General features: G+C 63.6%; 26 protein-coding genes. 14 read left to right on the forward strand and 12 right to left on the reverse strand.

Annotated features, from left to right (window positions below; genetic code table 11):
• Positions 1 to 2: 2 nt before the first annotated feature.
• Positions 3 to 674, forward strand: a complete 672-nt coding sequence (locus ACI2KG_RS23900) for a DNA-3-methyladenine glycosylase I (RefSeq protein ID WP_404663524.1) — start codon at positions 3 to 5, stop codon at positions 672 to 674.
• A gap of 116 nt (positions 675 to 790) precedes the next feature.
• Here the strand turns inward: ACI2KG_RS23900 and ACI2KG_RS23905 are convergent, their stop codons facing one another.
• From ACI2KG_RS23905 to arsC, 3 genes are read right to left on the reverse strand one after another with little or no spacing between them, the layout of a single operon-like run.
• Positions 791 to 1,204, reverse strand: a complete 414-nt coding sequence (locus tag ACI2KG_RS23905) for a DUF2069 domain-containing protein (protein WP_404663525.1) — start codon at positions 1,202 to 1,204, stop codon at positions 791 to 793.
• The gene (gene wrbA, locus ACI2KG_RS23910) at positions 1,197 to 1,802 is read right to left on the reverse strand and encodes an NAD(P)H:quinone oxidoreductase (RefSeq protein ID WP_025338005.1); all 606 of its coding nucleotides are present in this window, start codon (positions 1,800 to 1,802) and stop codon (positions 1,197 to 1,199) included. The genes ACI2KG_RS23905 and wrbA overlap by 8 nt, the downstream gene beginning before the upstream one ends.
• Positions 1,799 to 2,152 carry an arsenate reductase (glutaredoxin) gene (arsC, locus tag ACI2KG_RS23915; RefSeq protein WP_404663526.1) on the reverse strand — a complete coding sequence of 118 codons (354 nt, stop codon included), beginning with the start codon at positions 2,150 to 2,152 and terminating at the stop codon, positions 1,799 to 1,801. The genes wrbA and arsC overlap by 4 nt, the downstream gene beginning before the upstream one ends.
• Before the next feature lie 85 nt (positions 2,153 to 2,237).
• Between arsC and ACI2KG_RS23920 the strand changes: the two genes are divergently transcribed.
• Positions 2,238 to 2,702 (forward strand): TlpA disulfide reductase family protein, encoded by a 465-nt coding sequence (locus tag ACI2KG_RS23920; protein ID WP_404663527.1) that lies wholly within the window; start codon positions 2,238 to 2,240, stop codon positions 2,700 to 2,702.
• Positions 2,703 to 2,820: 118 nt separating this feature from the next.
• Here ACI2KG_RS23920 and ACI2KG_RS23925 read toward each other — a convergent pair whose 3' ends face one another.
• The 4 genes from ACI2KG_RS23925 to ACI2KG_RS23940 form a co-directional block, all read right to left on the reverse strand.
• Complete coding sequence (locus ACI2KG_RS23925) at positions 2,821 to 3,225, reverse strand: META domain-containing protein (protein WP_400621931.1); 405 nt, start codon at positions 3,223 to 3,225, stop codon at positions 2,821 to 2,823.
• The gene (locus tag ACI2KG_RS23930; protein WP_060501873.1) at positions 3,222 to 3,659 is read right to left on the reverse strand and encodes a hypothetical protein; all 438 of its coding nucleotides are present in this window, start codon (positions 3,657 to 3,659) and stop codon (positions 3,222 to 3,224) included. Before ACI2KG_RS23930 ends, ACI2KG_RS23925 begins: the two co-directional genes overlap by 4 nt.
• A 31-nt stretch (positions 3,660 to 3,690) precedes the next feature.
• Positions 3,691 to 4,680 (reverse strand): 2-hydroxyacid dehydrogenase, encoded by a 990-nt coding sequence (locus tag ACI2KG_RS23935; protein ID WP_404663528.1) that lies wholly within the window; start codon positions 4,678 to 4,680, stop codon positions 3,691 to 3,693.
• 331 nt (positions 4,681 to 5,011) lie between these two features.
• Entirely contained in the window at positions 5,012 to 7,765 is a 2,754-nt protein-coding gene (locus tag ACI2KG_RS23940; protein ID WP_404663529.1) for a response regulator, read from the reverse strand.
• A 193-nt stretch (positions 7,766 to 7,958) separates the two neighbouring features.
• On the opposite strand from ACI2KG_RS23940, the gene ACI2KG_RS23945 reads away from it, so the two are divergent.
• From ACI2KG_RS23945 to ACI2KG_RS23975, 7 genes are all read left to right on the forward strand, one after another.
• Positions 7,959 to 8,678, forward strand: coding sequence for a response regulator transcription factor (locus ACI2KG_RS23945; RefSeq protein WP_404663530.1), 720 nt, complete (start codon positions 7,959 to 7,961; stop codon positions 8,676 to 8,678).
• Positions 8,679 to 8,680: 2 nt separating this feature from the next.
• Complete coding sequence (locus tag ACI2KG_RS23950) at positions 8,681 to 10,063, forward strand: sensor histidine kinase (protein WP_404663531.1); 1,383 nt, start codon at positions 8,681 to 8,683, stop codon at positions 10,061 to 10,063.
• Positions 10,064 to 10,301: 238 nt separating this feature from the next.
• Positions 10,302 to 11,201, forward strand: coding sequence for a cysteine synthase CysM (gene cysM, locus ACI2KG_RS23955; RefSeq protein WP_201205394.1), 900 nt, complete (start codon positions 10,302 to 10,304; stop codon positions 11,199 to 11,201).
• Positions 11,202 to 12,560 carry a 23S rRNA (uracil(1939)-C(5))-methyltransferase RlmD gene (gene rlmD / locus ACI2KG_RS23960; RefSeq protein ID WP_404663532.1) on the forward strand — a complete coding sequence of 453 codons (1,359 nt, stop codon included), beginning with the start codon at positions 11,202 to 11,204 and terminating at the stop codon, positions 12,558 to 12,560.
• A 96-nt stretch (positions 12,561 to 12,656) separates the two neighbouring features.
• Positions 12,657 to 14,897, forward strand: a complete 2,241-nt coding sequence (gene relA, locus ACI2KG_RS23965; RefSeq protein WP_400621913.1) for a GTP diphosphokinase — start codon at positions 12,657 to 12,659, stop codon at positions 14,895 to 14,897.
• Positions 14,898 to 15,042: 145 nt separating this feature from the next.
• A complete protein-coding gene (gene mazG, locus ACI2KG_RS23970) occupies positions 15,043 to 15,876 on the forward strand; it encodes a nucleoside triphosphate pyrophosphohydrolase (protein ID WP_404663533.1) in 834 nt (277 codons plus the stop codon).
• A 26-nt stretch (positions 15,877 to 15,902) separates the two neighbouring features.
• Positions 15,903 to 16,442, forward strand: coding sequence for a DUF2058 domain-containing protein (locus ACI2KG_RS23975; RefSeq protein ID WP_404663534.1), 540 nt, complete (start codon positions 15,903 to 15,905; stop codon positions 16,440 to 16,442).
• A gap of 45 nt (positions 16,443 to 16,487) precedes the next feature.
• On the opposite strand, the gene ACI2KG_RS23980 is transcribed toward ACI2KG_RS23975, so the two are convergent.
• The 4 genes from ACI2KG_RS23980 to purM all read right to left on the reverse strand — a co-directional run bounded on the left by ACI2KG_RS23980 (position 16,488) and on the right by purM (position 19,419).
• On the reverse strand, positions 16,488 to 16,670 hold the full coding sequence (locus tag ACI2KG_RS23980) for a hypothetical protein (RefSeq protein WP_400621904.1): 183 nt from the start codon (positions 16,668 to 16,670) through the stop codon (positions 16,488 to 16,490).
• A 318-nt stretch (positions 16,671 to 16,988) separates the two neighbouring features.
• Complete coding sequence (locus ACI2KG_RS23985; RefSeq protein ID WP_404663535.1) at positions 16,989 to 17,699, reverse strand: DUF3108 domain-containing protein; 711 nt, start codon at positions 17,697 to 17,699, stop codon at positions 16,989 to 16,991.
• Positions 17,700 to 17,707: 8 nt separating this feature from the next.
• Positions 17,708 to 18,361 (reverse strand): phosphoribosylglycinamide formyltransferase, encoded by a 654-nt coding sequence (gene purN, locus ACI2KG_RS23990; RefSeq protein WP_404663536.1) that lies wholly within the window; start codon positions 18,359 to 18,361, stop codon positions 17,708 to 17,710.
• A complete protein-coding gene (purM, locus tag ACI2KG_RS23995; RefSeq protein ID WP_404663537.1) occupies positions 18,361 to 19,419 on the reverse strand; it encodes a phosphoribosylformylglycinamidine cyclo-ligase in 1,059 nt (352 codons plus the stop codon). Before purM ends, purN begins: the two co-directional genes overlap by 1 nt.
• A 607-nt stretch (positions 19,420 to 20,026) precedes the next feature.
• Here purM and ACI2KG_RS24000 point away from each other — a divergent pair.
• The 5 genes from ACI2KG_RS24000 (at position 20,027) to ACI2KG_RS24020 (ending at position 24,616) form a co-directional block, all read left to right on the forward strand.
• Positions 20,027 to 21,088, forward strand: a complete 1,062-nt coding sequence (locus ACI2KG_RS24000; protein WP_404663538.1) for a DUF2066 domain-containing protein — start codon at positions 20,027 to 20,029, stop codon at positions 21,086 to 21,088.
• 12 nt (positions 21,089 to 21,100) lie between these two features.
• Positions 21,101 to 22,174 (forward strand): AI-2E family transporter, encoded by a 1,074-nt coding sequence (locus tag ACI2KG_RS24005; protein WP_404663539.1) that lies wholly within the window; start codon positions 21,101 to 21,103, stop codon positions 22,172 to 22,174.
• Between the two features lie 284 nt (positions 22,175 to 22,458).
• Positions 22,459 to 23,166, forward strand: a complete 708-nt coding sequence (hda, locus tag ACI2KG_RS24010; protein WP_003252443.1) for a DnaA regulatory inactivator Hda — start codon at positions 22,459 to 22,461, stop codon at positions 23,164 to 23,166.
• A 127-nt stretch (positions 23,167 to 23,293) separates the two neighbouring features.
• Positions 23,294 to 23,944 (forward strand): C40 family peptidase, encoded by a 651-nt coding sequence (locus ACI2KG_RS24015; protein ID WP_400621886.1) that lies wholly within the window; start codon positions 23,294 to 23,296, stop codon positions 23,942 to 23,944.
• Between the two features lie 138 nt (positions 23,945 to 24,082).
• Positions 24,083 to 24,616, forward strand: coding sequence for a C40 family peptidase (locus ACI2KG_RS24020; RefSeq protein ID WP_404663540.1), 534 nt, complete (start codon positions 24,083 to 24,085; stop codon positions 24,614 to 24,616).
• Between the two features lie 143 nt (positions 24,617 to 24,759).
• On the opposite strand, the gene ACI2KG_RS24025 is transcribed toward ACI2KG_RS24020, so the two are convergent.
• Positions 24,760 to 26,103, reverse strand: a complete 1,344-nt coding sequence (locus ACI2KG_RS24025; protein WP_404663541.1) for a PQQ-dependent sugar dehydrogenase — start codon at positions 26,101 to 26,103, stop codon at positions 24,760 to 24,762.
• Between the last annotated feature and the right edge of the window lie 244 nt (positions 26,104 to 26,347).

A 26,347-nucleotide genomic window follows, 5' to 3' on the forward strand; every position in this document is an offset into this window, starting at 1 on the left:
CTATGCGCGATTACCCGTGGCTGCATGAGTATTGCCTGAACCGCTTTGGCTCGGCCCAGGCCCTGGAGGCCTTTTTGCCGCAGCCGCGTACGCCGGCACAGTTGCGCGACATCAGCGACGACCGCTACCTGTCGACCCTGGCCCTGCGCGTGTTTCGCGCCGGGCTCAAGCACAGCCTGGTGGATGCCAAGTGGCCGGTGTTCGAGCAGGTGTTCTTCGGCTTCGACCCGGAGAAGGTGGTGCTGATGGGCGCCGAGCACCTCGAGCGGCTGATGCAGGATGAACGCATCATCCGCCACCTGGGCAAGCTCAAGAGCGTGCCGCGCAATGCGCAGATGGTGCTGGATATCGCCAAGGCGCATGGCAGCTTTGGCGCGTTTGTCGCCGACTGGCCGGTGACCGATATCGTTGGATTGTGGAAGTACCTGGCCAAGCACGGCAACCAGCTCGGCGGGTTGTCGGCGCCACGGTTTTTGCGCATGGTTGGCAAGGATACGTTTATCCCGACCGATGACATGGCGGCAGCATTGATCGCGCAGAAGGTGATCGACAAGCAGCCGACCAGCCAGCGGGATTTGGCGTTGGTGCAGCAGGCGTTCAACCAGTGGCATGCCGAGAGTGGGCGGCCGCTGTGCCAGTTGTCGGTGATGCTGGCGCATACCGTCAACCATTGAGATTGCTGGGGCCGCTGTGCGGCCCAATCGCGACACAAGGCCGCTCCTACAGGAATATGCGGTCCCCTGTAGGAGCGGCCTTGTGTCGCGAAAGGGCCGCAAAGCGGCCCCAAAATTCACGCCCCTTCGCCCGCCAGGCGCCGCTCATGCTGGAACTTCCAGCGCACAAACAGTAGCGCGGCAATGAACAGCCCCAGGCTGACCAGCACTTCAACCCAGCCAAACACCGCCCGCGTCGGGTCGAACGCTGCCAGCACGCCCTTGATGAAATAGATATTCACCACAAAGCAGGCCCAGGCATGCGCCCGGGCGCTGCCCAGCAGCATGCCCGGCAGCAGCAACAACAGCGGCACCAGTTCGATCGCCAGGATCACCTCGACCCGCGCCCCATGCAGGTTGGCGAACCACAGGTTGTTCACCACCAGCAGGGCAATCAGGCCAAAGAAAAACGCCAGGCTCAGCGCCCGCGTCAGGCGCAAGCGCGGTGCCAGCCAAGCCAGCGGCGGCAACACCTTGGGCTTTCTAGCCACGCGCGGCCTCCAGGGCCTTGGCCGTGGTCGCCAGGCGTTGGCCAAGGGCGCGGCACAGGGCGATTTCGTGCTGGTCGAGTTCACGCTTGCCATCAGCGCCGGCGTGGTGGCTGGCGCCATATGGGGTGCCGCCGCCGCGGGTCTCGAGCAATGCCGACTCGCTGTAGGGCAGGCCCATCACCAGCATGCCGTGGTGCATCAGCGGCAGCATCATCGACAGCAGGGTGGTTTCCTGGCCGCCGTGCAGGCTGGCGGTAGAGGTGAACACGCCCGCTGGCTTGCCGACCAGTTCACCGCCCAGCCACAGGCTGCTGGTGCCATCGAGGAAGTACTTCAGCGGCGCCGCCATGTTGCCGAAGCGGGTCGGGCTGCCCAGCACCAGGCCGGCGCAGTGGCGCAGGTCGTCCAGGGTGGCGTACAGCGCGCCGCTGGCCGGAATGTCCGGGGCTACTGCCTCGCATTCCGTGGAGATTGCCGGCACCGTGCGCAGGCGTGCCTCCATGCCGGCCAGCTCGATGCCGCGGGCGATGTGCCGGGCCATCTCGCTGGTCGAACCATGGCGGCTGTAATACAGCACCAGAATGTAGGGCTGGCTCACGGCAGGATCTCCAGCACGTTTTCTGGCGGGCGACCGATCACGGCCTTGTCACCGACCACCAGAATCGGCCGCTCGATCAGCTTGGGGTACTGGGCCATGGCATCGATCAGTTGTGCATCGGTCAAGGCCGAGTCGGCCAGGTTCAGTGCTTTGTATTCGTCCTCGCCCGTGCGCAGCAGCTGCCGTGCGCTGATGCCCAGCTTGCCTAGCAGGGCCTTGAGGGTGGCGGCGTCGGGCGGGGTTTCAAGGTAGCGCACGATGGTCGGTGCCAGGCCGCGGGCTTCGAGCAGTTCCAGCGCGCCGCGGGATTTTGAGCAGCGCGGGTTATGATAGAGCGTGAGGTCGGTCATGTCGGGTCGCATCCAGCTGGTTGTGGCGGCTATTCTAACCGCAGCGACTGACCAATTTGCTTTAAAACTCGAGAAGGATTGACCCATGGCAAGGCGTCTGGCAGCAGTACTGGCCATCACCGCGAGCCTGTTGCTCGGTGGTTGCGGTGCCGATTATGGCGTGGACCAGCACGGTAATACGGTTAAGGCCGAACAGATCGACGGACACTGGCTGGTGCTCAATTACTGGGCCGAATGGTGCGGGCCGTGCCGTACCGAAATCCCGGAACTGAACACAGCGGCCAAGCAGTGGGCGGCCGATGGCATCAAGGTGGTGGGGGTGAACTTCGATGGCTTGCAGGGCCAGGACCTGAAACAGGCTTCTGAAACCCTGGGCATCGGTTTTACCGTACTGGCCCAGGACCCGGCAGAGCGCTATGACCTGCCGCGCAGCGAAGCGTTGCCGGTGACCTACATCATCGATGACAAGGGCAAGGTGCGCGAACAGTTGCTGGGTGAGCAGACCCTGGAAGGGCTGCAGGCGAAGATCAAGGCCCTGAAAGGCGCCTGACATATTTTGGGGCTGCTCCGCAGCCCATCGCGACACAAGGCCGCTCCTACAGGTGATCGCGTACCTCTGTAGGAGCGGCCTTGTGTCGCGATGGGCCGCAAAGCGGCCCCGGCATTCTTCAGCCTTCTTCAGGCCAGAAGCGCAGCGGCTTGCCCTCGGCCGGCCAGAAGCGCATCTGCTCCACCGGCGAGACATCCCAGCGCTGCACCGTTTCCAGCGCCTGCAGGAAGCGTTTTTCCTGCTCCATCAACGCTGGCGCACACAGCTTGCGGGTCTTGCCGACCTTGCCGAAGCTCAGGTGTTCGCCGTCCAGCGTGTATGGCGCAAACCAGTGGTTGCAGCCGCCATTGCCATAGGCGCGGCCGTCGCTGGCCAGGGTCAGGGTCAGGTGGCTGTAGTCGATCAACGGGCGTTCGCCAATCCACTCCAGTACATAGCTGCGTTCTTGCTGCAGCTTCGAAGGTTCGGCGGCACAGCCGAGCAGGCCGGCGGCAATCAGCGCGCCGGTCAGCAGATTTTTCACTCGGCGCTCTCCTGGCAACGCGGGCACAGGTGCTTGTCGCCACGGCTTGCCCAGCCCAGCTCGGCGATACGCGCGCTGGCAGCAGGCTGGCGGGCTTGTTTGCCGAGCTTGGCGTCTACTGCAAACTCGAAGTCCAGCACGGCGTCGCAGCTGTCGCACTCGACCTGCCAGGTGAGGATTTCCAGCTCGTTGAACACCGGGCCGCTGGCCACGGCAACCCACTGGCCACGCGGGTTGATCAGGTGGCGCACGCTTTCCACGGTCAGGCGCATGGACAAGTCTTTGCTGCCCTTGAGGGTAACCAGCAGGGTGTCGCCTTTGTGCATGGAGCCGCCATTGCCAGTGACCTGGTAACGGCCCGGCACCAGGGCACGGCACTCGATCAGGGTGTGTTGCGGGTTGAAAAGGGTGTAGCGGAAATCGTGCTCGACCATGGGTCCTCCAGAAATGCCGCGTATCCTAGCACTAACCCATCACCAGATTCTGTGGATTGCCTGCCGCCCAGCGGTTGATGTTGTCCAGCGTGGTCGCGGCAATGGCGTCCAGCGCCTCTCGGGTAAGGAAGGCCTGGTGCGCGGTGATGATCACGTTGGGGAAGGTCAGCAGGCGGGCTAGCACATCGTCCTGCAGGGGCAGGTCGGAGCGGTCCTCGAAGAACAGCTGGGCTTCTTCTTCGTAGACGTCCAGGCCCAGGTAGCCAAGCTGGCCGCTTTTCAGCGCGTCGATCAGCGCCGGGGTATCGACCAGTGCGCCGCGGCCGGTGTTGATCAGCATGGCACCGGGCTGCAACTGGGCCAGGCTCTGTGCATTGATCAGGTGCCGGGTGTGCTCGGTCAGCGGGCAGTGCAGGCTGATGATGCGGGCCTCGCGCAGCAGTTCGGGCAGCGGCAGGTAGCGTGCGCCCAGGGCCAGCAGCTCGGGGTTGGGGGAGGGGTCGTAGGCCAGCAGCTGGCAGCCGAAACCGGCCATGATCCGGGCGAAGGCAGCGCCGATCTGGCCGGTGCCGACTACCCCGACGGTTTTGCCGTGCAGGTCGAAGCCGGTCAGGCCGTGCAGGGTGAAGTCCCCTTCGCGGGTGCGGTTGTAGGCACGGTGCAGGCGACGGTTGAGGGCCAGGATCAGCGCCACGGCGTGCTCGGCCACGGCGTGCGGCGAGTAGGCCGGCACGCGGACAACGGCCAGGCCCAGGCGCTGGGCAGCGGCCAGGTCGACGTGGTTGTAGCCGGCCGAGCGCAAGGCAATCAGGCGCGTGCCACCGGTGGCCAGGCGCTGCAGCACTGCGGCGTCGAGTTCGTCATTGATGAAGGCGCAAACCACCTCAAAGCCATCGGCCAGGGCGGCGGTGTCGACTGTCAGGCGGGCGGCCTGGAAATGCAGGTCCAGGCGGGTGCCGCTGGCGGCCCGGGTGAAGCTTTCCTGATCGTAGTGCTGGCTGCTGAACAACAGGGCGCGCATGGTGGGGCTCCTTTGTGGTGCATGGCTGGGGTTGATTAGTGACTGTGAGATCGAGCGCCGCCCGCGCGGCGCTTCGCGGGGCAAGCCCGCTCCCACAGTCTGTTTCGGGCCAATCACTCCTGTGAGCTCACCGCTGACCGCCTTGTTTGTTCCATTCGATATCGGCTGCGCCACTGCTTTTCATCAATCTCAAGCCATGCACCCAGGGTGCGCGCGCCAAAAGCACAGGGATAATTGGCCCGAAACAGATGTGGGAGCGGGCTTGCCCCGCGAAGCGCCGCGCGGGCGGCGCTCGATCTCACAGGCACCACAGGTGTCAAACTGGACCCCATCAGGCACTCCCCCGCGCCTGTTCAGCCAGGCGATTGATCGCCGCATCCAGTTCATCCAGCGCCTGCTGCGCCTGCGGGTTCTCCTGCTTGAGCAAGGTCTCGCTGCGCTGGCACGCCGCACGCAGCTGCGGTACGCCGCAATAGCGCGAGGCGCCGTTCAGGCGGTGTACCTGTTCGATCAGGCCGTTGCGGTCGTCAGCCTCGCGGGCGGCGCGTATGGCATCGCGGTCGGCATCCAGCGAGGCCAGCAGCATGCTCAGCATGTCGGCGGCGAGGTCGGCCTTGCCTGCGGCCAGGCGCAGCCCTTCTTCGGGGTCGAGCACCTTCAGTTCATCGCTGTTGCCCAGTTGCTCGGCTTGCGCCAGCTGCGGTGCGCCGAGACTGAGGCCGGTCCATTTCATCACCACCTGGGCCAGTTGCCGCTCGCTGATCGGCTTGGTCAGGTAGTCGTCCATGCCGCCGTGCAGCAACGCGCGTTTCTCATTGGCCATGGCATGGGCGGTGAGGGCAACGATCGGCAGCGGGTTGCCGCTTTGGGTGTTTTCCCACCGGCGGATCTGTTCGGTGCAGGCGCGGCCATCCATGCCGGGCATTTGAACGTCCATCAGCACTAGGTCGAACGGTTCGTCCTGCACGGCCTGTACGGCCGCATAACCATTGTCGACGGCCAGCACCTCGGCACCCAGGTCTTCGAGCAGGGTCTGCACCAGCAGCAAATTGGCGGCGTTGTCGTCGACACAGAGGATTTTCGGCTGACGCTGGCCATTGAGGCTGTTGACCTCGCTCAGCGGGCGGCGTGGTTGCACCAGCTCCAGCAGCAGGCGCCGCAGTTTGCGCGTGCAGGTGGGCTTGGACAGCAGCTGGCCATGGCCATTGGGCAGGTAGGGGTGGTACAGGGCCTGCTCGGTGGTTGGGCACAGCACCACGCACTGGCAATGGTAGCGTTCGAGCTGCTGGTGATAATGGCCCAGTTGCTCGGGCGACAGGTTGCCCAGGTTGGCGCCGAGCACGGCCAGCTCAAACGGCTGGCCGGCCTGGCTGGCCGCTTGTACGCCTTGCAGCAACTGGTCGAAGGAGGCGAACACGCTGACACTCAGGCCGCAATCCTCCAGCTGATGCTCCAGCGCCTGGCGGGCCAGTTCGTGGCCATCGACGATGGCGGCGCGGCGGCCTAGCAACGGTTGCATCGGCAGCTCCTCGATATCATCGTGGGCCTTGGGCAGGTTCAGGCTGATCCAGAACTGCGAACCTTCGCCCGGGGTGCTGTCGACGCCGATTTCGCCGCCCATCTGTTCGATCAGGCGCTTGGAAATTACCAGCCCCAGGCCGGTGCCGCCAGGCTGGCGAGCCAGCGAGTTGTCGGCCTGGCTGAAGGCTTGGAACAGCGTGCGCACATCTTGCGGTGACAGCCCGATGCCGGTGTCCTGCACGCTGATGCGCAACTGGGCGAAGTCCTCATGCTCGTCGTCGAGCATGGCGCGCACGACGATGGTGCCTTCGCGGGTGAACTTGATGGCATTGCTGACCAGGTTGGTGAGGATCTGCTTGAGCCGCAGCGGGTCACCGATCAGCGAAGACGGCGTGTCGCGGTAGACCAGGCTGAGCAGTTCCAGCTGCTTGGCATGGGCGGCCGGGGCAAGGATGGTCAGGGTATCCTGGATCAGGTCGCGCAGGTTGAACGGGATGCTGTCGAGGACCAGCTTGCCGGCCTCGATCTTGGAAAAGTCGAGGATCTCGTTGATGATCCCCAGCAAGTTGTCGGCAGACTTCTCGATGGTGCTCAGGTAGTCCAGCTGGCGCGGCGTCATCTCGCTTTTCTGCAGCAAGTGGGTAAAGCCGAGGATGCCGTTGAGCGGGGTGCGGATCTCGTGGCTCATGTTGGCCAGGAATTCCGACTTGATACGGCTGGCCTCCAGTGCCTCCTTGCGCGCCATGTCCAGCTCGATGTTCTGGATTTCGATGGTTTCCAGGTTCTGGCGCACGTCTTCGGTGGCTTGGTCGATGCTGTGCTGCAGCTCTTCATGGGCGTTCTGCAGGGTTTCGGCCATGCGGTTGATGCCGCGCGCCAGTTCGTCAAGCTCATGGCTGCCCATGGTCGGCAGGCGTGCTTCGAGGTGGCCGTCCTTGAGCTGGTTGACTACGTGCTTGATGCGCTCGATGGGGCCGTTGATGGTGCGGCTCATGCGCATTGCCAGCAGGCCGCTGAGCACCAGGCAGGCGAGGATCAGCAACAGGCTGGTGAACAGGTTGCGGTAGCCGCGCAGCAGGGTGCCATCGTGCGACAGCTCGATCTCGACCCAGCCCAGCAGGCGTTCGGCTTCAGCCGGCACGGCATCGGTGGCCAGGTCACGATGGTGACCGAACACCGGCATCAGGTAACGGGTAGCGTCATTGCCGCTGCGTTGCAGCAACTGGGTGCCGCTGCCGCCGCTGGGTGGCTGGTTGAGCATGCTCGGGCCGGCATGGGCCAGGCGCGTGCGGTCCGGGGCCAGGAAGGCGACCGCGCGCACATCGCTTTGCTCCAGGGTTTGCGCGGCAATGCGCTCCAGTTGTGCAGGCGCCAGCCGAGCCATGGCCGGCGCAGCCAGCGGCGCCAGCTGTTCGGCGATCATCTTGCCGCGCTGCAGCAACTGGGTGCGCAGGTCGTTCTGCTGCAGCCAGGTAAAGTAACTGCCCAGCACCAGGGCCATCAGGCCAGCCGGCAACAGCGCCAGCAGCAGGACCCGGCTGCGGATTCCCAAGCGATCGAGCACACTCGCCTCCTGTGATGTGCCTGGATGCCGTCAAGCGCTGACGGCCAAGCCGCGAAGTTACTCCGCCTGCCGCACCATTGCACCTCTTTAGTACGTGTTTTGCGCCGATGCCGGGGCATTGGTCGCAGGGCGGTTGCCTGGTGGCCTCTTGATGCTCAATAATTGCGCAATTGAGAATGCATGGCAGTTGCCAATGAATCCTGTAGTTATTCACAACTCCAATATCCTCGCCATCGAAGATGATCCGGTACTGGGTGCCTACCTGCACGAAGAGCTGCAGCGCGGCGGCTTTCAGGTAACCTGGTGCCGCAATGGCCTGGAGGGCCTGGAAACGGCTGGGCGCCAAGTGTTCGATGTGGTGCTCATGGATATCCTGCTGCCCGGGCTGAACGGCCTTGACGCCCTGGCGCAGTTGCGCAAGCGCAGCGCCACGCCGGTGATCCTGATGTCGGCGCTGGGCGCCGAAGCAGACCGCATCAGCGGTTTTCAGCGCGGGGCCGACGACTACCTGCCCAAACCGTTCAGCATGGCCGAGTTGCAGGTGCGCATCGAGGCCATCCTGCGCCGTGTGGCGCTTGAGCGGCGCCATCAAGCCCCGCTGGAACAGGCCGGTGCTGGCGAGCTGCAGTTCGACGAAGGGCTGTGTGACGTGCGCCTGGATGGCCAACTGGCCGGCTTGACCCCCAGCGAGTACCGCTTGCTCGAGATTCTCAACCGCAACCTGGATGACGTGTTGAGTAAACCGTTCCTTTACCAGCACGTGTTGCAGCGTGGCTATTCACGGCATGACCGCAGCCTGGACATGCATGTCAGCCAGATCCGCCGCAAGCTCAAAGGTATCGGCTATCACGAGCGGCAGATCCGCACGGTGTGGGGCAAGGGCTACGTGCTCAGTGCCAGCGAGGCTGAGTAGCCATGCTCGACCGCCACTCGCTGTTCTGGAAGCTGGCCATCCTGCTGGTGGGCTTCTGCCTGCTGATGATCGGCCTCAGCTACACCTGGGGCCGGCACATGGAAACCCAGAACGCCTTCCTTTCGGAGCCCGCCCGCCAAGCGTTGCGTGGCTATGCCAGTGAGGCCGAGCAGGCCTGGCGCAGTGGCGGGCGGGCAGGGCTGGACCAGTGGGTAGCGGCGATGCACCAGCGTGAACGTGGCTGGGTGGGCGTGCTCGACATCAACCTGAGGCCGCTCGACAGCGCCACCCTCAACCCGCAGATCATGCAGCGGCTGACCCGCCTGCGCGGGGTCGACTGGCCGATGAGCCGGCGCAGTGTCGACCAGCCGTGGGTACGCATACCGTTTCCAGGGGCACCGGAGCAGGGCATGCTGGTGATCGAACTGCCGCAGCGCTTCAACCCCGACCAGCACCGCTTGCTGTGGCGCATCGTCACCAACGGCATCATCCCCGGCCTGTTCACCTTGCTGTTGTGCGTAGGTCTGTACCGCATGCTGATCGTGCCGCTGAATCATCTTCGCGAGCAGGCCAATGCCTGGCGTGCCGACCAACTGTCGGCACGCCTGGATTCGCGCACCATCGCCCGGCATGACGAACTGGGTGAACTGGCCCGCGCCTTCGACCAGATGGCCGAGCGGCTGCAGGGCACGGTGGCCATGCAGCAGCAGTTGCTGCGCGACCTGTCTCACGAAATGCGCACGCCACTGAGCCGCCTGCGGGTGGCCTGCGACGGTGAAACCGACCTGCAACGCTTGCGCGAGCGGCTGACCCGCGAAGTGGACGGCATGCAGCAGCTGGTCGAAGACACCCTGCAACTGGCCTGGCAGGATGCCGAGCGCGCACCGATGAACCTGGAACCGATCGAGGTTCAGGCCTTGTGGGAGCTGCTGGCCGAGAATGCCAGCTACGAGAGCGGCTGGTCGCCCACGCGGTTGCGTTGCGAAGTGCCGAATGATTGCTGGGTGCAGGGGAACCTCAACCACCTGGCCCAGGCGCTGGAGAACATGTTGCGCAATGCCATTCGTCACTCGCCCGCCGAGGGTGTGGTGCGGTTGGGTGGGCAACGTGAGGGCAGTTACTGGTGGCTGTGGCTGGAAGATGAAGGGGGTGGGGTGGCCGAAGAGGACCTGGAGCGGATTTTTGCACCGTTCTCGCGGCTGGATGGTTCGCGGCCGGGGGATGGTGGTTTTGGGCTGGGGCTGAGCATTGCCCGCAGTGCCATTCAGCGCCAGGGCGGTACCTTGTGGGCGCAGAATGGCAAGCGCGGGCTGCGGTTGTGGATGAGGCTGCCTATACATGTGCCGGCCTCTTCTGCAGCACTGAAGCCAGCGCGGTCCCTGTAGGAGCGGCCTTGCGTCGCGATGGCTCGCGCAGCGGCCCAGGGTTTCAAGCTTCGCAGCCTATATTGCCGGGGCCGCTGCGCGGCCCATCGCGACACAAGGCCGCTCCTACACGGACCCAGCACGCAGACACAGACTGCTATATAGCTTGTAGCTATAGCCACCACAGATTGCGTGATATGGCCGCGAAGGGTTTGCCGGTATGATAGGCGCCCCTGCCGTCCGGATTGTGAAATACGCCATGACCTTGCAGTACCCAACCATCGCCGATTGCGTCGGCAATACGCCTCTGGTTCGCCTGCAGCGCATCGCTGGCGAAACCAGCAATACCCTCCTGCTCAAGCTCGAAGGTAACAATCCCGCCGGCTCGGTGAAGGACCGCCCGGCACTGTCGATGATCACCCGCGCTGAACTGCGTGGCCAGATCAAGCCCGGCGACACGCTGATCGAAGCCACCTCCGGCAACACCGGCATCGCCCTGGCGATGGCGGCGGCGATCAAAGGCTACAAGATGATCCTGATCATGCCCGACAACTCCACCGCCGAACGCAAGGCGGCCATGACCGCCTACGGTGCCGAGCTGATCCTGGTGACCAAGGAAGAGGGCATGGAGGGCGCCCGTGACCTGGCCGAGAAGCTGCAGGCCGAAGGCCGTGGCTTGGTGCTCGACCAGTTCGCCAACGGCGACAACCCGATCGCCCACTACAACAGCACCGGCCCGGAGATCTGGCAGCAGACCCAGGGCAGCATCACCCATTTCGTCAGCTCCATGGGCACCACCGGTACCATCATGGGCTGCTCGCAGTACCTCAAGGAACAAAACCCGGCGGTGCAGATCATCGGCCTGCAACCGATGGAAGGCTCTGCCATTCCGGGTATCCGCCGCTGGCCCGAGGAATACCTGCCGAAAATCTTCGACGCCACCCGCGTCGACCGCGTGGTCGACATGTCGCAGCAGGAAGCCGAAGACACCACCCGCCGCCTTGCCCGCGAAGAGGGCATTTTCTGCGGCGTGTCTTCCGGTGGTGCGGTCGCAGCCATGCTGCGCCTGTCCCGCGAGGTGGAAAATGCCACGATGGTCGCAATTATCTGCGACCGCGGCGACCGTTACCTGTCCACCGGCCTGTTTGACCCGAGCTAAATGTCCAAGAAAAAATCCAACAGCGGCCTGCGCTTCCAGCCGGCCGGCGGTAACCGCAGCCCCCAGGTCCCAGTGGGCAAGAAGCAGCGCCTGGATATCGAGCGCCTCGCCGGTGACGGCCGTGGCATCGCCTTCCTTGAAGGGCGCACTTGGTTCGTCAGTGGCGCCCTGGCGGGTGAAGCCGTGGAGGCACGCGTGCTCAATGCCCGCGGCAAAGTGGTCGAAGCCCGCCTGGAGCGGGTGTTGCAAGCCAGCCCCGAGCGCCGTGAAGCGCCGTGCCGCCACTATGACCGCTGCGGTGGCTGCAACTTGCAGCACCTGCCACACGATGCGCAACTGGCGCTGAAACAGCGCACCCTGGCCGAGCAATTGCAACGGGTGGCTGGCGTTCAACCTGAAGAATGGGCAGCACCGCTGAGCGGGCCGGAATTCGGTTACCGGCGCCGGGCCCGGGTGGCCGTGCGCTGGGATATCAAGGCACGCCAGCTGGAAGTCGGCTTTCGCGCCGAAGCCAGCCAGGCCATCATCGCCATTGACGATTGCGCCGTGCTGGTACAGCCCTTGCAGTCGATTCTGCGTCACTTGCCGACCGTGCTGCGCTCGTTGAGCAAACCGCAGGCGCTGGGCCATGTGGAACTGTTCAGCGGCACTGCCGAAGCAGTGCTGGTGCGCCATGTGGCGCCGCTGCCGGCAGAGGACCTGGCCAGGCTGCAGGCTTTCTGCGAGCAGGCCAATGCCCAGCTTTGGCTGCAAGGCGAAGGTGAGCCGGCGCCGCTGGAGCCGGCCGCGCAACTGGGTTTTGCCCTGGCACCGTGGCAGCTGGAACTGGCCTGGCGCCCGGGCGACTTCGTGCAGGTCAATGCCCAGGTCAACACGGCAATGATCGAGCAGGCGTTGGCCTGGCTCGCACCGCAGGCCGACGAACGCGTGCTGGACCTGTTCTGCGGCCTGGGCAACTTTGCCCTGCCGCTGGCTCGCCAGGCGCGCGAAGTGGTGGCCGTAGAAGGTGTGCAGGCCATGGTCGATCGCGCTGCGGCCAATGCCCGAAACAACAATGTGCATAATGCACGGTTTTTTCAGGCCGATTTATCGCAGCCTTTGGCAGGCACCGGATGGGCCGCCGAGGGCTTTTCTGCGGTACTCTTGGATCCACCGCGCGACGGTGCTTACGAGGTGGTGCAAGGCATCGCCCGCCTCAAGGCCAGCAGGCTGGTCTATGTATCGTGCAACCCGGCCACGCTGGCGCGAGACGCGCAGGTGCTGGTCGGCCAGGGGTACCGGTTAAAAAGGGCCGGGATTCTCGACATGTTTCCTCAAACGGCACATGTCGAGGCCATGGCGTTATTCGAAGCGGGCTAGCTGACTGGCCCCTTGGTGCGGCCGCCACGGAAGGGTGGCCACACGGTGATCGCCAGCGCACCCGCGTGGTGTGCTGTATGGAAAGGTAAAACAAAGATGGTACAGGTGAGAGTGCACCAGCCGGTCAACACTGACGGCAGTATCAATCTCGAAGCATGGTTGGACCATGTGGTAAGCGTCGATTCGGCACTGGATCGCGCAGCGCTTAAAGAGGCCTGCGAGTTTGCCCATGAGGTAGAGAAAAAGGGTAACCCGGCCAAGCATTCCTGGGCGGACGGTACGTCCAGCTTCCAGGCAGGGCTGGAGATCGCCGAAATCCTCGCCGACCTCAAGCTCGACCAGGATTCGCTGGTGGCAGCGGTCATCTACCGCTCGGTGCGTGAAGGCAAGGTGACCCTGGCCGAAATCAGCCAGCGTTTTGGCCCGGTGGTGTCGAAGCTGATCGACGGCGTGCTGCGCATGGCCGCCATCAGTGCCAGCCTCAGCCCGCGGCAGTCGCTGGTGCTGGGCTCGCAGGCGCAGGTCGAGAACCTGCGCAAGATGCTCGTGGCCATGGTCGACGACGTGCGCGTGGCGCTGATCAAGCTGGCCGAGCGTACCTGTGCGATCAGGGCGGTAAAGGCGGCCGATGAAGAAAAGCGCCTGCGGGTCGCCCGTGAGGTGGCTGATATCTACGCGCCATTGGCGCACCGCCTGGGCATCGGCCACATCAAGTGGGAGCTGGAAGACCTGTCCTTCCGCTACCTCGAGCCTGACCAGTACAAACAGATCGCCAAGCTGTTGCATGAGCGCCGGCTGGACCGCGAGCGCTTCATCAGCGACGTGATGAACCAGCTGCAGAACGAGCTGCTGGCTACTGGCGTGAAGGCCGACATCAGCGGCCGGGCGAAACATATCTATTCGATCTGGCGCAAGATGCAGCGCAAAGGCCTGGAGTTCAGCCAGATCTACGATGTACGCGCCGTGCGTGTGCTGGTGCCGGAGATCCGCGACTGCTACACCGCGCTGGGCATCGTCCACACCCTGTGGCGGCACATCCCCAAGGAGTTCGACGACTACATCGCCAACCCCAAGGAGAACGGCTACCGCTCGCTGCACACCGCGGTGATCGGGCCGGAGGGCAAGGTGCTGGAAGTGCAGATCCGTACCCACGGCATGCACGAGGAAGCCGAGCTTGGCGTGTGCGCCCACTGGCGTTACAAGGGCACCGACGTCAAGCCCAGCTCCAACCATTACGAAGAGAAGATTTCCTGGCTGCGCCAGGTGCTGGAATGGCACGAAGAACTGGGCGACATCGGGGGCCTGGCCGAGCAGTTGCGGGTCGATATCGAGCCGGACCGGGTCTATGTGTTTACCCCGGACGGCCATGCCATCGACCTGCCCAAGGGCGCCACGCCGCTGGACTTCGCCTACCGCGTGCACACCGAGATCGGCCATAACTGCCGTGGCGCCAAGATCAATGGCCGTATCGTGCCGTTGAACTACAGCCTGCAGACGGGCGAACAGGTCGAGATCATCACCAGCAAGCACGGCAACCCTAGCCGCGACTGGTTGAACTCCAACCTGGGTTATGTCACCACCTCGCGGGCGCGGGCCAAGATCGTTCACTGGTTCAAGCTGCAGGCGCGCGACCAGAACGTGGCCGCCGGCAAGACCTTGCTCGAGCGCGAACTCAGCCGCCTGGGCCTGCCGCAGGTGGACTTCGAGCGCCTGGCCGAAAAAACCAACGTCAAGACCGCCGAGGACATGTTCGCCTCGCTCGGTGCTGGCGACTTGCGCCTGGCCCACCTGGTCAACGCTGCCCAGCAGTTGCTCGAGCCCGAGCGCATCGAGCAGATCGAACTGGTGCCGCGCAAACCTAGCGGCCCGCGCACCGGCAAGCGTGGCGATATCCAGATCCAGGGGGTCGGCAACCTGCTGACGCAGATGGCCGGCTGCTGCCAGCCGCTGCCGGGCGATGCGATTGTCGGCTATATCACCCAGGGCCGCGGTGTGAGCATCCACCGCCAGGATTGCGCCTCGGTGCTGCAGCTGGCGGGCAAGGAACCGGAGCGCATGATCCAGGTGAGCTGGGGGCCGATCCCGGTGCAGACCTACCCGGTCGACATCGTCATCCGCGCCTACGACCGCCCGGGCCTGCTACGCGACGTTTCGCAGGTACTGCTGAACGAAAAGATCAACGTGCTGGCGGTGAACACCCGCTCGAACAAGGAAGACAACACCGCGCTGATGTCGCTGACCATCGAGATTCCAGGCCTGGATGCGCTGGGGCGCCTGCTGGGGCGCATCTCGCAGTTGCCGAACATCATCGAGACGCGGCGTAATCGTACCCCTTGATAATCTGGATTGGGGCCGCTGTGCGGCCCATCGCCGGCAAGCCAGCTCCCACAAGTACTGCACAGGGCTTGAAACCTGCGCGATGTCTGTGGGAGCTGGCTTGCCGGCGATCGGGGGCAAAGCCCCCGCCGAGGAATCGCTGACCATGACCTACACCCTCGAAGACCTGCTGCACCTCATGGCCCGCCTGCGCGACCCGCAGTACGGCTGCCCGTGGGACCTGCAGCAGAACTACGCGAGCATCGTCCCGCACACCCTCGAAGAGGCCTACGAAGTCGCCGACACCATCGAGCGCGGTGATTTCGAGCACCTGCAAGGTGAGCTGGGCGACTTGCTGTTCCAGGTGGTCTACTACAGCCAGCTGGCCAGGGAGGAGGGGCGTTTCGAGTTTGATGGTGTGGTCGACAGCATCACCCGCAAACTCATCCGCCGCCACCCGCATGTGTTCCCCACTGGCGAGCTGTATGCGCCGGTGGACACCCCCAGCCTGAGCGAGGCCCAGGTCAAGTCGCGCTGGGAAGAAATCAAGGCCGAAGAGCGCGCGGAAAAAAGCCAGCCCGAACAGTTGTCGCTGCTCGACGACGTGCCGGCAACCTTGCCGGCGCTGTCGCGGGCAGCCAAACTGCAAAAACGCGCAGCCACGGTCGGTTTCGACTGGCCGGCGGCATTGCCGGTGCTCGACAAGGTCCGTGAAGAGCTGGACGAAGTGCTGCAGGCCATGGCCGACGGTGATGCCGATGCGCTTGAGGATGAAGTCGGCGACCTGCTGTTTGCCGCCGTCAACCTGGCCCGCCACCTCAAGCAGGACCCGGAACACGCCCTGCGCCGCGCCAACCGCAAGTTCGAGCGACGTTTCCGTTTTATCGAGCAGGCATTGCGCGACAGCGGTCGCCCCATTGAAGATTGTAACCTTGACGAGCTGGATGCCCTTTGGGGTGAAGCCAAACGTCAGGAAAAGAACCTGCCCAGCTGCGGCTGAGCTGTTGCATAAGTGAGTGAACATTCATGAGCCTTTCCCTTCGCGACCAATTGCTCAAAGCCGGTCTGGTCAACCAGAAACAGGTCTCGCAGACCAACAAAGCTGAAAAGAAACAGAAGCGCATGGAGCACAAAGGCCAGGTCGAAGTCGACGACAGCCAGCAGCGCATTGCCAAGGAAGCCATGGCCGAAAAGGTCAAGCGCGACCAGGAGCTGAACCGCCAGCAGCAGGAGAAGGCCGAGCAGAAGGCCCGGGCCGCGCAGATCAAGCAGTTGATCGAGGCTACCCGCCTGCCCAAACTGACCACCGAGGACTACTACAACTTCGTCGACGACAAGAAGGTCAAGCGCATTGCCGTCAACGCCCTGATGCGTAGCAAGCTGAGCAATGGCGCGCTGGCCGTGGTGGCACATGCCGGCGGTTACGAGGTTATCCCGCGTGAGGCGGCGGTGAAGATTCAGGAGCGCGACCCAAGCCGTATCCTGCTGCTGAATACACATGTCGAGGAAGCGGACGAGGACGATCCGTACGCGGCCTACAAGATCCCCGATGACCTCATGTGGTAAACACGCAAAACCCCGCCTTGGCGGGGTTTTTTATTGAAGGCTGGGTTATTGCGTGGCGCGCTGGTTTTCCAGGTCTTCCAGTTCTACGCGGTACTGGTGCGCTTCATGCTCATTGTGGAACATGCCTACCAGCTGGCCTTGTTGGTGCACATCCCAGATCCGCACGCCAGCGGCCAGGCCTTCGTGGGACATTCTCGATTCGTCGCGTTCGGTTACTTGGACAGTCATCGGTAAACTCCACTTCTTCAGGGGCTGCGACACTGTGTCGCACACCTCCTTTATAGGCTTTGTTAGCTGGCTAAGTAAATAAAACAGGCATTAAACAAGTTTCATAAAAGGGCCGAACGCGGTAAGTGTAGGAGCGGCCTTGTGTCGCGATGGGGCGCGCAGCGGCCCCGGAATTTGTGCCCAACCTCAAAATTGCCGGGGCCGCTGCGCGCCCCATCGCGACACAAGGCCGCTCCTACAAGAGACCGCGTTAGCATATGGCAGGCAGAAAAAAGCCCCGCACTGGGCGGGGCTTCGAATGTTGCTGACAACGCCGGCTCAGTTGCCCTTCACCGGCTTGCCATCGACCGTGCCATCCTGCAGCACGATCACATACTCCTTGCCGTCAGTCTCTACCTGGCGCAGTTGCACCAGCAGGTAGTCCCAGCTCTTGGCGAACCACAGCTCGGTGATGCGCTTGCTCTGGCTTGGGTCACGCACGCGCTCGACCTTCACTGCATCGACCTGGCCGGTCTTGGTGGTGACTTTCTCGGTACCCAGTACACGGAAGTCGTAGGTATCGATCTCGTCACCGTCGACCACCTGGTAAGTCATGCTCTTCTTGCCCGCTGCCACATCGTGCTGCAGGGCAAGTTGGTAGGACGACTTGTCCAGCACACCGCGGTTAAGCGGCAGGTTGATGGCATCGCCACGGTCGCTGCCGGTGACCTTCTTGGTGTTCCAGTCGAAGTTCAGGTCGACTTTCTTCGCCTTGCCCAGGCCACCGCGCTCGAAGTGGTACTTCTGCGGCAGCAGGGTGTCGTTTTCCAGGCGCAGGGTGCTTTGCTCGGTCAGGCTGGCGATCATCATGGAGGCCTTGAAGTTAAGGTCCCAGGTACCGTTGGCATTTTTGACCAGACTGCGCTCGGCAGTACCGCTCATGGGCAGCTGTTTCCAGTCGGCGGTGTAGCTGGCCGAGAAGGGCTTCAGGTCAGCTGCCTGGAGGGGCAGGGCGAGCACGGCGAGAGCCAAGAGCAGGGCACGACGCATAAATTCTCCTAGGATCGGATCAAGTGACCGCTGGCCGGCAGGGGGTGGTCATCCAGTAATGCACCTTGGTCGCCAAGACGCAAGCGGCCTTCAGCGAACCAGCGCACGGCCAAGGGATAGATCTGGTGTTCCTGCTGGTGAACCCGCTGGGCCAGGCTTTCGACGGTGTCATCAGACGCCACCGGTACTACAGCCTGTACGACCAGTGGGCCGCCATCGAGTTCCTCAGTCACGAAGTGTACGCTGCAGCCATGTTCGGCGTCGCCTGCTTCCAGGGCCCGGCGGTGGGTGTGCAGGCCTTTGTACCTGGGCAGCAGCGACGGGTGGATGTTGAGCAGGCGGCCCTGATAGTGGCGCACGAAGTCGCCACTGAGGATGCGCATGAAACCGGCCAGCACCACCAGGTCGGGGGCAAAGCCGTCGATACGCGCCATCAGCGCGGCATCGAAGGCTTCACGGCCGTCGAACTGGGTGTGGTCGAGCACAGCGCTGTCGATACCGGCCGCTGCGGCGCGTTGCAGGCCGTAGGCATCGGCGCGGTTGGAGACCACTGCACGGATGCGCACCGCGCTGTCCGGGCCTTGGCAGCTGTCGATCAGGGCTTGCAGGTTGCTGCCGGAACCCGACAGCAGTACCACTACATTGCAGGTCTTGCTCGGCATCAGTGTGCCTTGAGGTTCTGCAGCTCGACCTGGGCGGCGCCTTCGGCAGCTTCGGCGATGTGGCCGATAACCCATGGCTGTTCACCGGCGGCGCGCAGTTCGTTCAGGGCTGCTTCGACCTGGTCCTGGGCTACGCAGATGACCATGCCCACGCCGCAGTTCAGCACGCGGTGCATTTCGTGCTCGTTGACGTTGCCTTTTTCCTGCAGGAAGTCGAACACCACCGGGCGCTGCCAGCTGGCCACGTCAACCACGGCCTGGGCGTTTTTCGGCAGTACGCGCGGGATGTTGTCCAGCAGGCCGCCACCGGTGATGTGGGCCATGGCCTTGACTGCGCCGGTGTTCTTGATCAGCTGCAGCAGCGGCTTGACGTAGATGCGGGTTGGCGCCATCAGCAGGTCGGTCAGCGGCTTGCCGTCCAGTTGGGTGTTCTCGATGTCGGTAGCCGACACTTCGAGGATCTTGCGGATCAGCGAGTAGCCGTTGGAGTGCGGGCCCGAGGACGGCAGGGCGATCAGCGCGTCGCCGGTGGCAACCTTGGAGCCGTCGATGATTTCGGCCTTTTCCACCACGCCGACGCAGAAACCGGCCAGGTCGTAGTCTTCGCCTTCGTACATGCCAGGCATTTCGGCGGTTTCACCACCGACCAGCGAGCAGCCGGCCAGTTCGCAACCGGCACCGATACCGGTGACCACCGTGGCGGCCACGTCAACGTTCAGTTTGCCGGTGGCGTAGTAGTCGAGGAAGAACAGCGGCTCGGCACCGCAGACGACCAGGTCGTTGACGCACATGGCGACCAGGTCCTGGCCGATGCTGTCGTGCTTGTTCAGGTTCAGCGCCAGGCGCAGCTTGGTGCCGACGCCGTCGGTACCGGAGACCAGTACTGGCTGCTTGTAGCCGGCCGGGATCTCGCAGAGGGCGCCGAAGCCGCCCAGGCCACCCATGACTTCAGGGCGTGCGGTGCGTTTTGCCACGCCCTTGATGCGTTCGACCAGTGCTTCGCCGGCGTCGATGTCTACACCGGCGTCCTTGTAGCTCAGGGAGGGTTGCTTGCTCATTGATCCAGGCCTTTAGGAGGGAGGGATTCTTAAAAACGACCATGACGGCCAAGGCCGGCGGATAAGCGGCGGCTGCCTGAAACGTCAGTGGTCTGTGAAGGCGCGCGATTTTATCAGGGTTGCCGGGCAGCGGCCATCCTCAGGCCGACGGGCAGGGCATGAAAATGGGTAAATAGTATGTGGTGTCCGCCTTTATTGTTTCAGCGCCTGTCAGATCGAGCGCCGCCCGCGCGGCGCTTCGCGGGGCAAGCCCGCTCCCACATCTGTTTCGGGCCAGTCATTCCTGTTACCTCCGCACTCGCACCCTGGGTGCATGGCTGGAGATTGATGAAGACCAGCCGCGCCCCTTCGATATAGAAGGGAACAAACAAGGCGGACAGCGGTGCCCCCACAGAAGTGACTGGCCCGAAACAGATGTGGGAGCGGGCTTGCCCCGCGAAGCGCCGCGCGGGCGGCGCTCGATCTCACAGGCGCTGAACCTCTCAAGCCGAACACCTGTCAGACCCACAAGTATCCCCCGCAACCAATCTTTCACCGCCCGCGACTGGTGACCTTGCGCCCCCGTGTATAAGGTATAGGCATTGCGGTAAATGGACAGGAACCCTCCATGCGTTTGTTCAAACTTCTGGCAGCCGGTTGCCTGGCGCTGATTTCGGCCAGTGCCATGGCTGAAAATGTCGCTGGCCTTTATCAGGTGCGCGAGCCGGTCAGCGGCCAGGGCGCCGAAGCCCGCACCGCCGCTACCGGCAAAGCCCTGGACACCCTGGTGCTGCGCCTGACCGGCGACCCCAAGGCGGCGCAAAGCCCGGCGCTGGCCGAGCTGCGCAAGGACCCGCAGCAAATCATCAACCAGGTAGGCAGCGAAGCCGGCCCGCCAGAATCGGTAGTGGTCGAGTTCGACCCCGGCAGCACCGAGCGGGCCCTGCGCAAGGCTGGTTTGGCACTGTGGGGCAGCAACCGCCCCACCATTCTCGGATGGTGGCTGAACGACAGCGTCGAAGGTAGCAGCCTGGTCGGTGATGGCCAGGCCAGCGCGCAACCCTTGCGGCGTGCCGCCCAACACCGTGGCTTGCCACTGCGCTTGCCGCTGGCGGACTTGCAGGAGCAACTGGTGGCCGATGCCAAGCAGATCGAAAGCACCGACCCGGCGCCGCTGCGTGAGGCCGCCAAGCGTTATGGTGCCGATGCGTTGCTGGCGGTGCATGCCCAGGAGGGCGATGGCAAATGGCAGGGCAAATGGCAGCTGTGGCTGGGTGACCAGCGTGAGCAGGGCACTGCCGAGGGGGCCGACCCGGCGGCGCTGGCCGATGCGGTGATGCTTGCGGTCAGTAGCCGCCTGGCACCGCGCTATGTCACCCGCCCGGGCGCCAGCAGCCAGTTGCAGGTACAAGTGCAGGGGATGAACCTGCAGCGTTACGCCGAGCTGGCGCGGGTGCTGGAGCCCTATGGGCCACGCCTGCAAATGGCCGAAGGTACTACCCTGACTTACGCCGTAACCGCCAACCGGGAACAGCTGCGTGCCCAGCTTGGCCTGGCCAAGCTACAGGAGCTGCCGGTTGAGCAAACGGCCGCAGCGCCTGCTACCCCCGCAACCACTACCGGCCAGGAGCAAGCGGCCCAGCAGCAACCCGCCCCCAGGCCATTCGACGGCCTGCGATTCCGTTGGTAAGGAGCACTGACATTGACTGACATGCGTCGCTGGATCTGGCTGGGCGCTGCACTGCTCGTAGCCGTGCTGTTGTATAGCTTGCACAATATTCTCACGCCTTTTCTGATCGGTATTCTCCTGGCGTATCTGGCTGACCCGCTGGTTGACTGGCTCGAGGATCGGGGGTTGTCGCGGACCTGGGGTGTAGTGGTGGTGTTCGGCCTGTTCACCCTGCTGTTCATGGCCCTGTTGCTGGTGCTGGTGCCAATGCTGGCCAAGCAGCTGGTGCGGTTGTACGAGCTGGCGCCGCAAATGCTCGACTGGCTGCAGCATGTGGCGCTGCCGTGGGTGCAGCATCGGCTGGGTTTGGCCGATGGCTTCTGGAAATTCGACAAGATAAAGGCAGCCATCAGCGAGCACATGGGGCAGACCACCGACATTGTCGGCGTGGTGCTGTCGCAAGCCACCGCCTCGAGCCTGGCATTGATTGCCTGGGTGGCGAACATGGTACTGATCCCGGTGGTAGGGTTTTATCTGCTACGCGACTGGGACCTGATGATGGCCAAGCTGCGCAGCCTGCTGCCTCGCCAGTATGAACCCCAAGTGGTGAGCCTGGCAGGCGAATGCCATGAAGTGCTGGGGGCATTCGTGCGCGGGCAACTGCTGGTGATGGTGGCCCTCGGCATCATCTATTCGGTGGGGCTGATGCTGGTAGGGCTGGAGCTGGGCCTGTTGATCGGCATGATTGCCGGCCTGGCGGCCATCGTGCCGTACATGGGCTTCATCATCGGCATCGGCGCTGCGCTGGTGGCCGGGCTGTTCCAGTTCGGCGGTGAGCTGTACCCGATGCTGGGCATTGTTGCGGTGTTCATGGTCGGGCAGGCGCTGGAAGGCATGGTGCTGACGCCGCTGCTGGTCGGTGACCGCATCGGCCTGCACCCGGTGGCGGTGATCTTCGCCATCCTGGCCGGTGGTGAGCTGTTCGGCTTTACCGGGGTGCTGCTGGCGTTGCCGGTGGCGGCGGTGATCATGGTGCTGCTGCGGCATGTGCATGACGTGTACAAAGAGTCGGACATGTATGCCGGGGATGTCGACCCGGAGTTGTGAGCCCCAGGGCTGCGCTGCGTCCCTTGTAGGAGCGGCCTTGCGTCGCGATGGGCTGCGCAGCAGCCCCAGAATTGTAGCCCCAGCACAAATTGTCGGGGCTGCTGTGCAGCCCATCGCGACGCAAGGCCGCTCCTACAAGGGTGCGCATTGCAGGCGTCTAGCGTGCAACTTGTTGATTTTGCTTGTGCTATCCGCTGCCGAGATTGTGCGTCCCGCGTTGCGGGTATAGACTTTGCACATTGTTCAGCAAAGGCCCCCTGCGGTCCTGTCGACCGCCCGCGAGCATGAAACCACCGATCCAGTTGCCCCTGGGTGTGCGCCTGCGCGATGACGCCACCTTCATCAACTACTATCCGGGCGCCAATGCTGCGGCATTGGGCTACGTCGAGCGGCTATGCGAAGCCGACGCCGGCTGGACCGAGAGCCTTATCTACCTGTGGGGCAAGCAGGGTGTTGGCCGCAGTCACCTGCTGCAGGCTGCCACCCACCGCTTCCAGCAACGCGGCGAGCCCGCGGTCTACCTGCCCTTGGCACAACTGCTCGATCGCGGCGTGGAACTGCTCGACTACCTGGCCCAGTACGAACTGGTCTGCATCGACGATCTGCATGTGATCGCCGGCAAGGCCGACTGGGAAGAGGCCATGTTCCACCTGTTCAACCGCCTGCGTGACAGCGGCCGACGCCTGTTGCTGGCAGCCTCGGCATCGCCGCGCGAACTGCCGATCAAGCTGCCGGACCTGAAGTCGCGGCTGACGCTGGCCCTGGTGTTCCAGATGCGCGGCCTGTCCGACGAAGACAAGCTGCGTGCCCTGCAATTGCGAGCTTCACGTCGCGGCCTGCACCTCACCGACGAAGTCGGCCACTTCATCCTCACCCGCGGTGCGCGTAGCATGAGTGCGCTGTTCGACCTGCTCGAGCGCCTCGACCAGGCCTCGCTGCAGGCACAACGCAAGCTCACCATTCCTTTCCTGAAGGAAACGCTTGGCTGGTAACCCCCTGAAAACCCTGGGCCAGAGCGGCAAAACAAAAAAGTCACATCTTTTTCAATAAAATTTGCAAATGGCCATGATAGAGGGCATAGTTTCCCCCTTCTAAAGGATTACAGACACGGTCGTGCCCATGCTGAAGCGCTTCGCACCCCTCGTGCCACTCGCACTCGTGACCCTGCTTTTTGGCTGCGCGGCCCATGGCCCGGCTTCTCAATCAGAGCAGCAGCCCCAGGCTCACACCCCCATCGCCGCACAGTCGGCTATCAAGGCCAAAGCCTCGTCCTCGTCGGTATTCGGCGAACCGGAAGAGCTGGCCACCGAAGATGACCTGCAGTCTTTCTCCAGCAGCAAGCCTTACCAGCTGCCGGTTCTGGCTGACAGCATTCTTGAGCGTGGCATGTCGTTGATCGGCACCCGCTACCGCTTCGGCGGCACCTCGGAAAAGTCCGGCTTCGACTGCAGTGGTTTCATCGGCTACCTGTTCCGCGAAGAGGCTGGCGTAACCCTGCCGCGCTCCACGCGTGAAATGATCAACGTAGATGCCCCGAAAGTGGCGCGCAACAAACTCAAGCCAGGTGACCTGCTGTTCTTCAGCACCAACGGTCGCGGCCGCGTCAGCCACGCCGGCATCTACCTGGGTGACAACCAGTTCATCCACTCCAGCAGCCGCCGCAGCGGTGGCGTGCGCATCGACAGCCTCGGTGACCGCTACTGGAGCAAGACCTTCATCGAAGCCAAGCGAGCCTTGGCCATGGCGCCGACCAACATCGCGCGCAACTGATGGCCAAATGCTGTACCCTGCGCGGCGGCGATGCTTTGAAAAAAGCTCGCCGCCGTGCGCATTTACAGAAAGCGTCTAATCTAAATTCTCAACTCTTTTCGGCTGCGGCGCAGCGGTCTAAGACAGGATGTTCTGGCCATGGTAAAGATGGCGCGCTTCGCATTTCTCTCCCTGGCAGCCTTGCTGGCTGCCTGCTCCAGCCGTGCGCCTGCGCCGGCCCCTGTGGTACAGCCGCAGGTTACTTACAGCCAGCCCAACCCTTCGCCGATTGCCGATGACGTATTGATTCGCGCCATTGGTCTGGTGGGTACACCATACCGCTGGGGTGGCAACACCCCGGATTCCGGCTTTGATTGCAGCGGCCTGATCAAGTACGTGTACCGTGACGCCGCGGGTATCAGCCTGCCGCGCTCGACGCGGGAGATGATCGTCATGCGCGCGCCGACGGTGGATGCCAGCTCGTTGCAGTCCGGCGACCTGGTGTTCTTCGCCACCAGTGGCGGTTCGCAGGTCAGCCATGCCGGCATCTATGTCGGGGAGGGGCGGTTCGTGCATGCGCCTTCCACTGGCGGTACGGTGCGCCTGGATTACCTGTCCAACAGTTATTGGGCCAAAGCCTACCTGCAGGCCAAGCGGGTGATTCCGCAAGGGCACCTGGCGCAGAACCCCTGAGTTGGCTGTAGGGGCGGTACAGATCCTAGGCTGACGCGGTCCCTGTGGGAGCGGCCTCGGCCGCGAATACCGGCGCAGCCGGTGCCATACAGCGCGTTAAATGCTTCGCGGGCACGCCCGCTCCCACAGTGACCGCGTTGCGCTCACCGCCCAGGCTGGCGCGATGAGCCCGGCGCGGTGCGTGTGGCCTTGCTCACCCGCCAGATCACATTACCGACATCGTCGGCCACCAGCACACTACCCCGCCCATCGTTGATGACCCCCACTGGGCGCCCCTTGGCGTGGCCTTGCTCATCGAGAAAGCCGGTTAGCAGGTCCACGGGCTTGCCCGAAGGTTTGCCTGACGGGTCGAACGGCACGAAGATCACCTTGTAGCCACTATGCGGTTTGCGGTTCCACGAGCCATGCTGGCCGATGAACGCGCCGTGTTGAAACGGCGCAGGAAGGCCATCCGGCTCGGCGAATGCCAGGCCAAGCGACGCTGTGTGTGGGCCGACGGCGTAATCGGGTACCAGGGCCTCGGCCACCTTTGCCGGCGCAGGCGGTTGTACGCGGTCGTCCACATGCTGCCCATAGTAGCTGTAGGGCCAGCCATAAAAGCCGCCATCCTTCACGGACGTGATGTAGTCCGGCACCAGGTCGCTGCCGATCTCATCGCGTTCATTGACAGCCGTCCACAGCACCTGGCTGTTGGGCTCCCACGCCAGCCCGTTGGGGTTGCGCAGCCCGGTGGCGTAAAGCCGATGCTGGCCGGTGGCCGGGTTCACTTCCCAGATCGCTGCGCGCTCCTGTTCCTTGTCCAGGCCGTTTTCAGCCACGTTGCTGTTGGAGCCGACAGTGACATAGAGCTTTTTGCCATCAGGGCTGGCGATCACGTTCTTGGTCCAGTGATGGTTCAGCGGGCCACCTGGCAATTCCGTGACCACATGGCCCTTGCGGCTGATCTGCATGGTCCCTGGTTCATAGTGAAAGCGCAGCAGCTTGTCGGTATCGGCGACATACAGGTCCTTGCCAACTAATGCCATGCCGAAAGGTGAGTTGAGCCCTTCGATGAAGGGCAGGTGGATTTCGGCAGTGCCATCGTGGTCGGCATCGCGTAGCAGGGTGATACGGTTGGCACTGGGTACGCCAGCGCCGGCGCGGGCCATGACCTTCTTCATGGCCCAGCCGCGCAGGCCCTTGGCGTCTTCGGGCTTGGGTGGGGCGTTGGTTTCGGCTACCAGAATGTCGCCGTTGGGTAGCCGGTAAAGCCAACGGGGGTGCTCCAGGCCGCTGGCGAAGGCGTTCACCTCAGTCCCAGGGGCTGCCTTGGGTTTGGCGTTTTCCGGCCAGCCCACTGCTGGGGCGATGTTGACGGTGGGCAGGGCAGTCTTCACCGGGGCAGGTAGCTGGGGTGTTGGGCCGGTGCCGTCGCTTACATTCAGCAGGGCGGTTTCGCCGCAGGCGGTCAGGCTGGCGGCCAGTAACCAAGGTATCAGGTGGTTCATGGACGGCGTTCTCCTCAGAAGGCCTATGAGGTTGAGAGGCCAACCCAGTTACCCCGGTTCCCGGCAATCTGACGCCGTTGCCGTTGCCGTTGCCGTTGCCGTTGCCGTTGCCGTTGCCGTTGCCGTTGCCGTTGCCGTTGCTTTTGCTTTTGCTTTTGCTTCTAAGCGCGCGATAGTCCAGGCGACACAGATTGCGACTTCAGGAGGCCGAGCGAAGGGCTTGCGGAGGGAGGTGACGGGCATG

Source organism: Pseudomonas sp. NPDC089407, from assembly GCF_044900445.1.
GTDB lineage: Bacteria > Pseudomonadota > Gammaproteobacteria > Pseudomonadales > Pseudomonadaceae > Aquipseudomonas.

Excerpts from the sequence above, each read along its gene's own strand:
- ACI2KG_RS23920 (WP_404663527.1), top strand. The coding sequence starts at position 2,238 with ATGGCAAGGCGTCTGGCAGCAGTACTGGCCATCACCGCGAGCCTGTTG.
- hda (WP_003252443.1), top strand. The coding sequence starts at position 22,459 with ATGAAACCACCGATCCAGTTGCCCCTGGGTGTGCGCCTGCGCGATGAC.
- ACI2KG_RS23950 (WP_404663531.1), top strand. The coding sequence starts at position 8,681 with ATGCTCGACCGCCACTCGCTGTTCTGGAAGCTGGCCATCCTGCTGGTG.
- ACI2KG_RS24020 (WP_404663540.1), top strand. The coding sequence starts at position 24,083 with ATGGTAAAGATGGCGCGCTTCGCATTTCTCTCCCTGGCAGCCTTGCTG.
- purN (WP_404663536.1), bottom strand. The coding sequence starts at position 18,361 with ATGCCGAGCAAGACCTGCAATGTAGTGGTACTGCTGTCGGGTTCCGGC.
- ACI2KG_RS23985 (WP_404663535.1), bottom strand. The coding sequence starts at position 17,699 with ATGCGTCGTGCCCTGCTCTTGGCTCTCGCCGTGCTCGCCCTGCCCCTC.
- ACI2KG_RS23975 (WP_404663534.1), top strand. The coding sequence starts at position 15,903 with ATGAGCCTTTCCCTTCGCGACCAATTGCTCAAAGCCGGTCTGGTCAAC.
- ACI2KG_RS23980 (WP_400621904.1), bottom strand. The coding sequence starts at position 16,670 with ATGACTGTCCAAGTAACCGAACGCGACGAATCGAGAATGTCCCACGAA.
- ACI2KG_RS23930 (WP_060501873.1), bottom strand. The coding sequence starts at position 3,659 with ATGGTCGAGCACGATTTCCGCTACACCCTTTTCAACCCGCAACACACC.
- ACI2KG_RS24000 (WP_404663538.1), top strand. The coding sequence starts at position 20,027 with ATGCGTTTGTTCAAACTTCTGGCAGCCGGTTGCCTGGCGCTGATTTCG.
- ACI2KG_RS24025 (WP_404663541.1), bottom strand. The coding sequence starts at position 26,103 with ATGAACCACCTGATACCTTGGTTACTGGCCGCCAGCCTGACCGCCTGC.
- arsC (WP_404663526.1), bottom strand. The coding sequence starts at position 2,152 with ATGACCGACCTCACGCTCTATCATAACCCGCGCTGCTCAAAATCCCGC.
- relA (WP_400621913.1), top strand. The coding sequence starts at position 12,657 with ATGGTACAGGTGAGAGTGCACCAGCCGGTCAACACTGACGGCAGTATC.
- ACI2KG_RS23935 (WP_404663528.1), bottom strand. The coding sequence starts at position 4,680 with ATGCGCGCCCTGTTGTTCAGCAGCCAGCACTACGATCAGGAAAGCTTC.
- cysM (WP_201205394.1), top strand. The coding sequence starts at position 10,302 with ATGACCTTGCAGTACCCAACCATCGCCGATTGCGTCGGCAATACGCCT.
- ACI2KG_RS23945 (WP_404663530.1), top strand. The coding sequence starts at position 7,959 with ATGAATCCTGTAGTTATTCACAACTCCAATATCCTCGCCATCGAAGAT.
- purM (WP_404663537.1), bottom strand. The coding sequence starts at position 19,419 with ATGAGCAAGCAACCCTCCCTGAGCTACAAGGACGCCGGTGTAGACATC.
- ACI2KG_RS24015 (WP_400621886.1), top strand. The coding sequence starts at position 23,294 with ATGCTGAAGCGCTTCGCACCCCTCGTGCCACTCGCACTCGTGACCCTG.
- ACI2KG_RS23900 (WP_404663524.1), top strand. The coding sequence starts at position 3 with ATGCGCGATTACCCGTGGCTGCATGAGTATTGCCTGAACCGCTTTGGC.
- rlmD (WP_404663532.1), top strand. The coding sequence starts at position 11,202 with ATGTCCAAGAAAAAATCCAACAGCGGCCTGCGCTTCCAGCCGGCCGGC.
- mazG (WP_404663533.1), top strand. The coding sequence starts at position 15,043 with ATGACCTACACCCTCGAAGACCTGCTGCACCTCATGGCCCGCCTGCGC.